Consider the following 12,050-nt stretch of genomic DNA (forward strand, 5'->3'; position numbering starts at 1 on the left):
TTAACTATGACTATATCGGAAACTTCCTCAAATTTAAAGAATACACCGCCTCAATGGGGACGTAAATTTATCCAGACTATTGCCGATCTAAGATTGGCAATTATCCTCTTACTTTTAATCGCTATTTTTAGCATTTCTGGGACGGTAATCGAACAGGGTCAATCCCTATCTTTCTACCAAGCTAATTATCCTGAAAAACCCGCTTTATTTGGGTTTCTGACTTGGAAAGTTTTATTACTATTGGGATTAAATCATGTTTATAGCACTTGGTGGTATCTATCATTATTAATTCTCTTTGGTTCCAGTTTAACCGCTTGTACCTTCCGACGACAATTACCCGCTTTAAAGGCGGCAAGAAACTGGCAATTTTATCAACAATCTCGCCAATTTCAAAAACTAGCTTTAAGTGCTGAATTAGAAACTGGTTCCTTAGAATCTCTCACCCCTCTATTAGAAAAAAAAGGCTACAAAGTTTTTCTAGAAAATAACAGTCTTTATGCTCGTAAAGGTCTGATCGGTAAAATCGGTCCGATTATCGTTCATGCAGCCATGTTAATTATTTTAGCAGGGGCAATCTGGGGAGCGTTAACGGGGTTTTTCGCTCAAGAAATGGTAGCTAGTGGCGATAGTTTTCAGGTTAAAAATATTATTGAAGCTGGACCCTTATCTAAAAATTCTCTCCCTAAAGATTGGGGGATTAAAGTTAATCGTTTTTGGATTGATTATAGTCCTAAAGGTGATATAGAACAATTTTATTCTGATTTGTCGGTGATCGATAATCAAGGAGAGGAGATTGATCGCAAAACTATTCAAGTTAACCAACCTTTGCACCATAAAGGGGTGACTTTTTATCAAACCAGTTGGGGGATTGCCGGGGTAAAAGTACAGGTGAATAATAGTCCGATCCTACAGCTACCGATGGCTAGTTTAGACACAAAAGGTAATGGACAAATCTGGGGAACTTGGATTCCGACTAAAACCGATCTTAGTGAGGGAGTTTCTCTTTTAGTCAGAGATTTACAAGGTACGTTAATTGTCTATGATGCTAAGGGAGATTTAACCTCTGCTGTGCGAGAAGGAATGACGATTCCTATCAATGGAGTTAATCTAAAAATAGTTGAATTAGTCGGCAGTACAGGTTTACAGATTAAGGCAGATCCAGGAGTACCTATTGTCTATTTAGGTTTTGCTTTATTGATGATGGGAGTAGTAATGAGTTACTTTTCCCATTCCCAAATTTGGGCTTTACAATCGGGCGATCGCTTTTATATTGGTGGGAAAACTAATCGCGCTCAAGTCAGTTTTGAACGGGAAATAATTGATACCATCGAAATCTTAAAGTTAAAGTAGAATTGACGTTAATTTGGTGTCGTTTCCCGATCAAAAGTTCTGTTTATCTACAGCCTTTCTCCCAAGGATGAAGTATAACCTAATTTGCTATTGACGACTGGCTCCTGACTCCTGACTCCTGACTCCTAACTCCACCAACAAACTTTTTCAGTAAACCCCAATCACTTATATGCCAGAATTGCCAGAAGTAGAAACGGTACGTCGCGGATTAAATCAAGTTACCCAGGGCAAAAAAATTATCGGTGGGGAAGTATTATTACAGCGTACCCTAGCCTATCCTAATTGCGAGGCAACTTTTCTGCAAGGAATTGCTCAGACTACGATTAGCAATTGGCAGCGCCGGGGCAAATATCTCCTCGCCAATTTAGATAATGGTAGTAGTATCGGGGTTCATCTGCGTATGACCGGACAATTGCTCTGGGTAAAAGATACTACTCCCCTGCCGATTCATACGCGCTTACGCTTCTTTTTTGCTAATCAGCAAGAATTGCGCTTCGTCGATACCCGCACTTTCGGGAAAATTTGGTGGATTGCCGCCGATAAAACCCCAGAAAGCGTGATTACCGGTCTGAAAAAACTGGGAATGGAACCCTTCGATCGCAATTTTACCCCCGATTACCTCTATAGTCACTGTCAAAAAAGTCGTCGTCCGATTAAAACTTTTCTCCTCGATCAAAATGTGGTGGCAGGAATTGGCAATATCTACGCGGATGAAGTTCTTTTTAAAAGTGGTATCCATCCCCAAACTGCCGCCAATCTCTTGAAAATTGAGCAAATAGACTTATTGACAAAAAACATTATTTCTGTATTGGAAGCTGCGATCGCTGAAGGCGGGACCAGTTTTAGCGATTTTCTCCACGTTACGGGAGTTAATGGCAATTATGGCTCGATGGCCTGGGTTTATGGTCGTACCGGCGAAAATTGTCGTCTTTGCGGTGCAACTATTGCCAGAATTAAATTAAGTGGGCGCTCGGCTCATTTTTGTCCCCAATGTCAAGTCTCAAGGGAATTATGAATTATGAATTATGAATTATGAATTGGGAAGTGGGGAAGTGGGGGAGAGGGGAAGTGGGGAAATTGAACTAAAACCCCAAAACCCCAAAACCCCAAAACCTGTCTCCTGCGTCCTCGATTCTGCTGTAAGCTAATGGCTAGATTGTCAGGTCACGGAAATCGATGCAAAGTTCACTGAAAAGGATTATCATCGGGGCGAGTTTTTTTCTCGCTACGGTAGTCGGAGCAACTATCGGTTATATGGCCTACGGTTGGAGTTTTCTCGATGCCGTTTATATGGTGATAATCACCATATTTGGAGTAGGTTTCGGGGAAGTTAAACCGATTAACACACCCAGTCTGAGAGCTTTTACCATGTTAGTTATCGTCTGTGGGACCACCTCGGCCGTTTATGTGGTGGGAGGTTTTTTTCAGATGCTCACCGAGGGAGAAATTAATAAAGCCTTTAGCGATCGCCGGATGAATAAAGAGATGGAATGCTTAGAAAATCACGTCATAATCTGCGGTTTTGGGCGCATAGGACGCATCCTAACCACTAAATTGGCAAAAACAGCCCAATCCTTTATTATCGTCGATAATAACCCCGATCGCATTCGATTAGCTCAGGAAAAAGGTTACATAACTCTTAATGGTAACGCCACCGATGAAAGTATTCTCCAGAAAGCCGGTATCGACAAAGCGCGAGTTTTAGCGACGGTGTTGCCCGATGATGCCTTAAATGTCTTCATCACTTTAACCGCAAGGGAACTCAGTCCGCAACTATACATCATCGCCAGGGGAGAATATCCCAGCACCGAGAAAAAATTAAAACTAGCCGGAGCCGATCAAGTGGTCTTACCTGCTACCATTGGAGCGGAGAGAATGGCCCATTTAATCACCCATCCGGCCGCGATTGATTTTTTACAGGAAGATGAAGGTAGGCGCAATCTTAACGAATTATTAGCCGATATCGACCTGCAATTTGAAGAATACTCGATTTTAAGCGATTCGCCCTTTTTGGGACAACCTATCAGTCAGATGGAAGTGCGGGGACAGGGTGCTTTTATTATCGTCGCTATCCGTCAATTTGATGGTGGTGTCATCACCCATCCCGACCATTCCACCATTTTACAGCAAGGCGATACAGTCATTTTATTAGGTCATCGGGGCGATGTTCCTAATTTTGCCCGTCGTTATGCTCTGCGTCGAGAAATGCGCTATCGAGGGTCTTCTTGGTAGGATATTTACCTACAAAAAAGTTGAGCTTTTCTGGAATTAATTTCGCTGCCGATGGAGATAGGAATGGCTCACCAATTATCTCCAGGGACAGCTATGAAATTAACCTATCGCGGCATTGCTTACGACAAAAATCCCACTGCCACCGTTGCTTCCAGTCCGATGATTTTAGGCTATCGTGGTGTTCCCTATTTAAAAAACCGTGGTGTCGTTCAAACCATTGAGAAACAGGTAGCCGTTACCTATCGCGGTCAAGAACATCATATCACTCAATCTTTAGCTTCTTTGCCCACGGAAGGACATTCTTTAAGTTTTTAACTTCTAGTTCATTTTTCAATTAATCTTTTTTAAATATTGTCAATTAATGATTTCATCAATTACCTTAGACGGGTTTTATCTTCCCTCTTTCCCCCTTGCTCAAAGGGGGATTTTTTTACTTGTTTTTGCCAACTAAAGAATAACTACCTAAGCAAAATTAATTACACATATTTTTCCCTTCCGCAGTTCCCCAGTCCTGATGTTCCCCCTTTCCAGATTCTGAATTTAATTTTCTCGAACTGCTGATAGTTATCAGTTTTTTGTAGAATAGGGAGATTGAGAAAACGAACATCTGCCCTATGATAAGATTCCCTTTGACTGGTCGTTATTCTGGTTTATGCGTCTTGCTCACTTTATTCTGGTTAAGCGGTCAATCTTTACCGGTGCGAGCAGAAAAAATCTATAATCCCGTCCCCCTCATCCTCAATAAAGAAATTAACGATACTCTCACCGACAAAGATATTCCCACGGGTGAGGGGGGGTTTGCTAGGGATTATACCGTAGATCTGGAAAAGGACGATCAGGTGGCCATCGATCTCAAATCGGAAAATTTTGATGGGGTGTTAATTCTCCTGGCCGACGATGGTTCCACTGTAGCGGAAAATGATGATGGTCCCGATGGTGGTACTAATGCCCTCCTCTTTGCACGCATTACCGAGTCGGGTAAATATATTATTCGGGTGAGAGCTTTCGGAGAAACCAGTGGGGGAAAATTTACCCTGAAATTAACCCGTTTACGGGCCGTGGAGGGCAAAAATTAGCTAATTATTGTCAAAAAAACCAAGAATAGAGCCTCTGTCCACTCCACCACCGCACCGTAGGTATCGCCGGTGTGACCGCGAAGACGACGATATAACCAGTAACCAGTAAGCAGAGCGAGGGCGATTCCGGCACTAATGGCGATTATTCCCCACCTTAGACCACCAAATAGGGCGATTAACCCCCAAATTACTCCCCCACAGTCCCAGGGCAGACAAAAAGCCACTTTATGAAAGGCTCCCTTACCGGTGGGTTTGAGGTAGGGATAAAGAGCGATCGCCATTACTTGCCCCCAACGTCCCCAAATTGGTGCTAAAATTAGAGCTAAGGCTCGATTATCGCTTAAATCGCTCAAAGCGGCGATTTTTAGCAGCAAAACCATGGTCACGGCCATGACTCCAAAGGCCCCAGTAACACTATCGGCCATGACCAATAAACGACGCTGGGGGTCGGTGACAGCTAAACCATCGGCCGTGTCACTAACTCCATCAAGGTGTAGTCCTCCCGTTAGATAAACCCAAACCCCCACAAGGACAACCGCACGAGTTAGGGGTGGCATTCCCAGACCAGCTAGAGTTATATCGAGCAAAACCAGAATTAAACCCAAAAATAAGCCCACTAAGGGAATCCATCGGGCAATTCTGCCAAAATTAGGCCAAGCAATCGGAACCGGAATAATCGTGTAAAAAGCGATCGCACCTAAAAATGAGCGAATTTCTTGACAAATGAAGTTAAATATGGTAGTCAATCTCCCCAATTCGCTCCCGGTATGGCATCCTTTCTCATAAAGATGAAGTATAACTTAATTTTGTATCGGCCACCCTGTGGGATTTTCAAAACATGAGAACACCTATAATAATTCGATATAACACGCTTATTGTAATGTTATAGGAAGAGTTCTTGTGATCGCTCTATAGGAGAGTAATAGGCGGAAAGATTTTTTAAAAAAATGTGTATTTAGCGTGATATACGGAAACTTTCCGTATATTGTGTAGTTAGCGGGCAAAATCACTATAAAGGAAGAGACTCAGCATGATTGATAATAATTGGATCGAAGACCTTCTAAATAAATCAAAATCAAACACCAAAAAAGAAGAAAAAGAGCATAATAATCCGCTTGAGTATAAGCTCATCACAAATCTTATTGACGAATGTTATAAAATACACAAAGGAGATACTCTTATCCCGCTTGGTAAACTTCTTGCGAGTACCTTTGACCTGCTTATTTCTGCCGATTATTATTCTTATGTTGGGCATAAAGGTTGGTATTATTGCCCTACTCCAACACCGAGCCTTTATTATCATTTTACAAACTGTTGCCCAAGACATGCACTGGGTAACATTTTCTACTTTCATCCAGCCAGTAAACCAGAAAGCGGCAGCATTGGGAAATCTACTTCTAGGCTACTCAGAGCATTTTTGAATGTATTGCTCAAAAAAAGAGGCAGATCTGAAAGAATTTTGAAAGGTGCTGAACCCGTTGATGTTGTTATCGTTAATGAAGAAACACATTGTATCCTATTTGGAGAGATTAAGGCATCTCCCCTGTTGACTTTGCCATTGCAAATGGCATGCGAGAAATTGACAGATGATGGCGGAAAAGAAATTACTGAACATGATGGTAATCTTACAATCAATACAATATTTAACCAGCAAATCAATCTATTCGTTCCAAAGCTCGTTGAAGGTAGTTGGTGTGAATCCCAATATCCTTTTGGTAATAGAGCAGCTCTATCTGATAAATATTGGGGCTATCGTTCGGTTATTGAATTGCTTGCAAAAGATGCTAGTTTTTTGAAGAACTATTATAGTTTCTGGAATGAAGCGTTGAATAAATATCATCCAAAACTTACAAATTCAATCTACTGGCTCACAAATGCTTGCGGTTCGCCAAGTCCAAGGCCTGACTGGTGGCCGAAATCTAAGGGTGGGGATGGTGCTGGGTTCGAGAGTGTATCTGACAGCAAAACTTCAGTGGGCGTTGATAGAACCGATGACATAAAAAAGGGAATTTACCAAGTCTTAAAACTCGGAAGCGAAGGAAAGCCTGTTGCATCGAAATGGAAATTTAAGGTTGGGATAATATCAAACATTCACGCAGCCAGACATTTTGAAGAATATCTGGAATCTTTGAAAAATCTAATTTGGACACATGACACCACAGGCAAAGCCCATAAAGCTGGTGACCTAAATCCAGAACATCCATTGTATAACCTGTTTGATGGAATTATTGCATTAACCGAAAGCCATTTCAGGGATGAATGGCTCAAAGAAGTTTTTGGACTGGAAAACAACTAATGACGAATCAATTTTATTATTTGAAGCTGCGGGCAAACATCATGCTTGATGGCGATATTGATTTGGCCGAACGTGAGGTAAGGTCATTCTTTAAAAACACTGAGCGCGTTAGCAACCCAGCAGAAGTTGAAACCAAAACAGGGTTATCTAACTCCCTCGCAGGTCTCCATACTAGAAATAATGGTTGTATAGGGTTTTTGGCTTGTGACACTACTTTGTCAAATGATGAATTGGTTCGATTACTGAACTTTATTCAAGAAATATGGTTAGAAAAACCATGTAATACTAAAATTAAACCTTTAAGCAATAGTGAACGATGGTCATATAAAGTCAAGAGCGGCGGCAAGGATTTTATTTGTTTGTTGCCGTTTATGGCTTGCGGTGAACTGCTTGGCCAAAACAAAATCCCCGAACCAAAGGTAACTGATATCCAGAGTCTAACTGCTTATCTTGCGGGTAGCCAAGATATCAAGCATAAAACAATTAAGGCACCTACAACGGGAGGGACTTCAACCCAACATCTTCATTCACTCCACAAATACAAAGCAAAATTCTTCCCGCGCCTTATTCGCTCTTTTCTCGTTGAATGCCTGCCAAGGCTGCCCACAGATAAAAACAACAAAGTATTACTATTAGATCCATTTGTTGGTAGTGGAACAGCATTAGTTGAGGCTGCATTACTTGGCATTGATTATGCTGGCGTTGATATTGATAAGCTGTCTTGCGCAATATCTGAAGCAAAACTTAACGCTCTTATGATTGCACCTGAAAGAGTAGATAGTTCCATAAATGAATTAATAAAAAATGCTACTCAAGGAGCTAGTTACGAAGCAGGTTATAAGTTTCCAAGAAAGATTATTCAAAAATTTGAGAGATGGGGTGCGCTTGATGAACAAATTGAATATGAGCGGATTATAACCAAATGGAAAAATGCAATAAGCGGTATTAAAGACAACGAAACAAGGCAACTATTGTGGATATGTCTTAGTGACGCTCTAACGAGAAAATTTGTTATTCGTATGATGGGGACTGGTGTAGGAAGATTTGCCCTTGAAATAGCGAAAACATCGCTTGACACTTTAATTATATCTAATTTGAAATCACTTACAAGAAGTTGCCATGCTGCACAAAGCTTGATAGAGGCATATAAAATATCACTCGGTAAAGGGACGGTTCACCAAGGGACAGCGGTTAGCCTCCCTTTTGCTGACAATAGCTTTAGTGTCATTATTACATCCCCACCTTATTTACCAGCGTCTTCTGGCCGGGAGGATTACCTAGTTGGTAAAGCTGTTTCTTGCTTGGCCTTAAACTTGATGTCCGATGATGAAATTGAAGCAGCAGAAACGGGTTCTGTTGGATCAATGAAATGGTCAATTGAAAATGGCGACGGTTTACCTAGTGCCGTTTATGAATTACACGATTGGCTTTTAAGCGACCCTCTTAGAGAGATTAAAGCAAAGCCAGTCCTTGCCTACTACATGGCATTAAAGAAAGCATTAAAAGAGAGCTTTAGAGTTTTAATGAACAACGGGTTGGCTTTTTTCGTTATTGGTAAAGAAAGTGTATTCTATAAATTTAGTAGCAGAGAAGTTCTATATAAAGTTGATTGTGACAAAATATTTGCTGATCTTGCTCTGTTATCAGGGTTTAAAATTGAAGATCAAATTGATGTAGAGCTTGATAAAAAAAATATGAATGCAAGGCCAAGGTCTTTGGATTCCTTTTACGAAACAGTTTTTATCTTAAAAAAGATATCAGACCGCTAACAACCGCATCAACTCGGACTGGCAATTCCGCTGCGCTCCCTTGCCAGCCGATCTGGTAGCACTAGGGTGCGTTCCCTGATGTGGCTCCTACTGCTCCAGCGATCGATTTTTGGGGAACGCACCATGCAGATTGATTGCAGCTGTGGGTTTAAGTGCGATGCAGCTCTTGTGAGCTAAGTTGAGGAATGTTAGCGAAGATTCCCAATGTTTAGGTTAAAATAGAGGGGCAAAAGTTGCAACCGGGTCAAACTAATGATAGTAGCACCACCCCTCTACAGCAAAGAAGAATTTGCCCGACGTAGCAATGAGATTTATTAGAAGGTGCGCTCTCAAGTCGAGGAGGGCAATTATGACAAAATACCAGTATATCCTTTTTCCTTTTTCCCTTGAAACTTACTCTCGAATTATATGAGCTAACGGCTAAGGGTGATAATTTTTTGAAAATCCCTTTGAATAATAGCAAAATTTTTGTCAGTTAAAAGCGGCACATGAACGAATAAGGCTCTCGGATGATATTTTAAGACTTGAAAATATAACTCTTCGCAGACAAACTGACCGGCATTATCGCTGATATAACTATAGTCAAGGTTTTTAATTAAATCTGGTAAGGGAATTGATGTAAATAACTTTTTTGTACTACTCCTAGCCTGAGATTCTAAACTTAAACGATAACGACTTTCTGCCATACCACAACAAATAACTAAATCAGGCTTTTTGTCTTGAATAGCTTTGATAACTCGTTCACTGGCTCGATGGGTATTAACGGGAAGTTGACGCAAAAATAAAAGCTTTTTTGCATAATTATCTTGAATAGATACTAACAAATCATCGGAGGAATTACTCCGGTGATGGCATAACCAAGGCGCAAAAGAAGTTAAGAGAATTGTCAAGTTATCTCCTGATGGTTAATTGGGATAATCCACAAAAAAGCGATCGAAGGGACAAAAATTGCTACACTAACTGACGTGACCTCAATTAAAGACGAGATTGATATTCTATGCAACGCCGTAAATTTTTGCTTATCAGTGGCAGTTTAGGCGGTTTTAGCTTGGTAGCTTGCGCTCATCAAATTTTACAGCCCGTTACTTCCAAAAATCCCCCTGAGTCGGCTGTTAAACAAGCAGAAAAGGCGAAAAAAGTCAAGATAATCGTGATTAGTGACCTTAATAGTCAATACGGTTCCACTACTTACGATCCCGAAATCGATCGAGCTATCCCTTTAATTATCAATCATAAACCCGATCTGGTACTCTGTGGTGGGGACATGGTGGCAGGACAAAAAAGCAGCTTGACAGAGGCAGCAATTAACGCCATGTGGTCAGCCTTTGATCGCCATATCGCCGCGCCCCTGCGAGCTGCTAAAATACCTTTTGGTTTTACCATCGGTAATCATGACGCTTCTGGAGCTTTATCCGCAGGAAAATTTATCTATGCTCAAGAGAGAAAATTAGCCCAAGATTATTGGCAAAACCCCCAACATAATACAAGTTTAAATTTTATCGATAAAACTGGCTTTCCTTTTTATTATACTTTCACTCAAAATGGTATATTCTATCTAGTTTGGGATGCCTCCACTCATTTAATCTCTCGGGAACAACTAAATTGGGCAGCAAAAAACTTGAGTAGCCCCGACGCTAAAAATGCTAAGATGCGGCTAGTAATCGGTCATTTACCCCTCTACGGTATTGCCGTAGGCAGAAATCGACCGGGGGATTATTTAGCCGATGCTGAGCAATTAAGAGCGTTTTTAGAGGGCTATCAGGTGCATACTTATATTAGTGGCCATGCTCACGCTTACTATCCGGGTAAACGGGGGCAATTACAATTATTACACGCAGGAGCTTTAGGCAGTGGACCGCGACGGTTATTGAACAGTGAACAAGCACCCAGAAAAACCCTAACAATTGTCGATATTAATCCCCATCAACAGGAAACAGTTTACACCACCTACGACATGAAAACCCAAGAAGTGATCAATATTACCAGTTTACCTCCTTTGATTATGGCTCCCAACGGGCAAGTTTTACGTCGAGATATTCCATCGGTTAACTAGAAAGGAACTCCCATAATGGCCACTGTCATCAGCACCGTTAATATGAAAGGAGGAGTAGGAAAAACTACCCTTACCGTCAACCTTGCCACCTGTTTAGCTAAATTTCAGCAAAAACGAGTCCTTGTCCTCGATTTAGACGCTCAAATCAGTGCGACTCTCAGTTTAATGTCTCCCCACGAATTCGCTCAACTGCGTCGCAAAAAACGCACTTTAAGCTATTTATTAGAAGCAATTATCAAACCCAATCCCTACAATAAATTAACTATTGATGATATTATCGTCCCTTCAGTCTGTGAAATTCAAGGCTTAGATTTACTGCCAGGAGATATCGAACTTTATGATGAATATGTCGTCTCAGAAACCCTGCACCATCAAGCAATTTTACAGGAAGATTTAGGCTTTGATCATGCTTGGAATAACCTGGAAAGAATCCTGATTCAAAAAATCATTGATCCCATTCAAGACCGTTACGATTATATTATTATGGACTGCGCTCCGGGCTATAATCTTTTAACTCGTAGTGGTCTCTGTAGCAGTCATTGTTATTTACTACCTGCCCGTCCCGAACCTTTATCAATTGTCGGCATTCAGTTATTAGAAAGAAGAATAGTTAAACTCAAAGCTAGTCATCAAGAAACCCAACCGATTAACCCCAGTTTACTGGGTATAGTTTTTATTCTTTCCGGTGGTGGTTTACTCAGTCGCTACTATAATCAAGTTATGCGCCGGGTACAACAGGATTTTCAAGCCCATCAAATTTTTGCCAATGCGATTCCTATGGATGTTAATGTAGCTAAAGCCGTGGATATGTTCGTGCCTGCGGTGGCAGCTATGCCCTCTTCTAGTGGTTCCAAAGCTTTTATGAAACTCACAGAAGAATTCTTGATGAAAACCAAAAAATAGGAGATAATTACTATGGTCATTGAGTGGTTAGAATTTCAAGTTAAACCCGAAGCAAGGGAAAAATTTATCCAAAAAGATCAAGAAATTTGGACAAAGTTTTTAGCAAAACAACCAGGTTTTTTAGGTAAAGAACTTTGGATTAATCCCGCCATTGAGGAACAATTAATTATCGTTGCCCATTGGCAGACGCAAGAACAGTGGAAAGCTGTCCCCCAAAATTTACTTGATGACACCGAGGCAAAATTTTCCCTAGCCATGGGAAAAGATAATTATCAATTAACCAAAGTCAAGGAATTTCAAGTCAGAAAATTTCGAGAAAATTGTCAGAACAATTTAGAATCTATGCAGCCTGGATAAAAAATCAATTCATC

The 12,050-nt window shown here is 40.9% G+C and carries 12 protein-coding genes; 10 read left to right on the top strand and 2 right to left on the bottom strand.

Annotation, left to right across the window (positions count from 1 at the left end; all coding sequences use genetic code 11):
- Positions 1 to 6: 6 nt before the first annotated feature.
- The 5 genes from N0824_RS10525 (at position 7) to N0824_RS10545 (ending at position 4,658) form a co-directional block, all read left to right on the top strand.
- Complete coding sequence (locus N0824_RS10525; RefSeq protein ID WP_108936724.1) at positions 7 to 1,350, top strand: cytochrome c biogenesis protein; 1,344 nt, start codon at positions 7 to 9, stop codon at positions 1,348 to 1,350.
- A 169-nt stretch (positions 1,351 to 1,519) separates the two neighbouring features.
- Positions 1,520 to 2,365 carry a DNA-formamidopyrimidine glycosylase gene (locus tag N0824_RS10530; RefSeq protein WP_108936725.1) on the top strand — a complete coding sequence of 282 codons (846 nt, stop codon included), beginning with the start codon at positions 1,520 to 1,522 and terminating at the stop codon, positions 2,363 to 2,365.
- Between the two features lie 161 nt (positions 2,366 to 2,526).
- On the top strand, positions 2,527 to 3,582 hold the full coding sequence (locus tag N0824_RS10535; RefSeq protein ID WP_108936726.1) for a TrkA family potassium uptake protein: 1,056 nt from the start codon (positions 2,527 to 2,529) through the stop codon (positions 3,580 to 3,582).
- Between the two features lie 93 nt (positions 3,583 to 3,675).
- Positions 3,676 to 3,897 (top strand): DUF4278 domain-containing protein, encoded by a 222-nt coding sequence (locus N0824_RS10540; protein WP_108936751.1) that lies wholly within the window; start codon positions 3,676 to 3,678, stop codon positions 3,895 to 3,897.
- 299 nt (positions 3,898 to 4,196) lie between these two features.
- Positions 4,197 to 4,658, top strand: coding sequence for a PPC domain-containing protein (locus N0824_RS10545; RefSeq protein WP_108936727.1), 462 nt, complete (start codon positions 4,197 to 4,199; stop codon positions 4,656 to 4,658).
- Here the strand turns inward: N0824_RS10545 and cobS are convergent.
- The gene (cobS, locus tag N0824_RS10550; protein WP_108936728.1) at positions 4,655 to 5,413 is read right to left on the bottom strand and encodes an adenosylcobinamide-GDP ribazoletransferase; all 759 of its coding nucleotides are present in this window, start codon (positions 5,411 to 5,413) and stop codon (positions 4,655 to 4,657) included. The genes N0824_RS10545 and cobS overlap by 4 nt on opposite strands.
- 275 nt (positions 5,414 to 5,688) lie before the next feature.
- Here cobS and N0824_RS10555 point away from each other — a divergent pair, with 275 nt between their 5' ends.
- Positions 5,689 to 6,954 (top strand): hypothetical protein, encoded by a 1,266-nt coding sequence (locus tag N0824_RS10555; RefSeq protein ID WP_108936729.1) that lies wholly within the window; start codon positions 5,689 to 5,691, stop codon positions 6,952 to 6,954.
- Complete coding sequence (locus N0824_RS10560; RefSeq protein WP_233256409.1) at positions 6,954 to 8,723, top strand: class I SAM-dependent methyltransferase; 1,770 nt, start codon at positions 6,954 to 6,956, stop codon at positions 8,721 to 8,723. The genes N0824_RS10555 and N0824_RS10560 overlap by 1 nt, the downstream gene beginning before the upstream one ends.
- Positions 8,724 to 9,136: 413 nt before the next feature.
- On the opposite strand, the gene N0824_RS10565 is transcribed toward N0824_RS10560, so the two are convergent.
- The gene (locus N0824_RS10565; protein WP_108936731.1) at positions 9,137 to 9,613 is read right to left on the bottom strand and encodes a peptidase C15; all 477 of its coding nucleotides are present in this window, start codon (positions 9,611 to 9,613) and stop codon (positions 9,137 to 9,139) included.
- A 107-nt stretch (positions 9,614 to 9,720) separates the two neighbouring features.
- On the opposite strand from N0824_RS10565, the gene N0824_RS10570 reads away from it, so the two are divergent.
- From N0824_RS10570 to N0824_RS10580, 3 genes are read left to right on the top strand one after another with little or no spacing between them, the layout of a single operon-like run.
- On the top strand, positions 9,721 to 10,776 hold the full coding sequence (locus tag N0824_RS10570) for a metallophosphoesterase (protein ID WP_108936732.1): 1,056 nt from the start codon (positions 9,721 to 9,723) through the stop codon (positions 10,774 to 10,776).
- 15 nt (positions 10,777 to 10,791) lie between these two features.
- Positions 10,792 to 11,679, top strand: coding sequence for a ParA family protein (locus tag N0824_RS10575; protein ID WP_108936733.1), 888 nt, complete (start codon positions 10,792 to 10,794; stop codon positions 11,677 to 11,679).
- A gap of 12 nt (positions 11,680 to 11,691) precedes the next feature.
- Complete coding sequence (locus tag N0824_RS10580; RefSeq protein WP_108936734.1) at positions 11,692 to 12,036, top strand: TIGR03792 family protein; 345 nt, start codon at positions 11,692 to 11,694, stop codon at positions 12,034 to 12,036.
- The last annotated feature ends 14 nt before the right edge of the window (positions 12,037 to 12,050 follow it).

Origin of the sequence: Microcystis sp. 0824, from assembly GCF_003112475.1 — a bacterium.
GTDB lineage: Bacteria > Cyanobacteriota > Cyanobacteriia > Cyanobacteriales > Microcystaceae > Microcystis > Microcystis aeruginosa_C.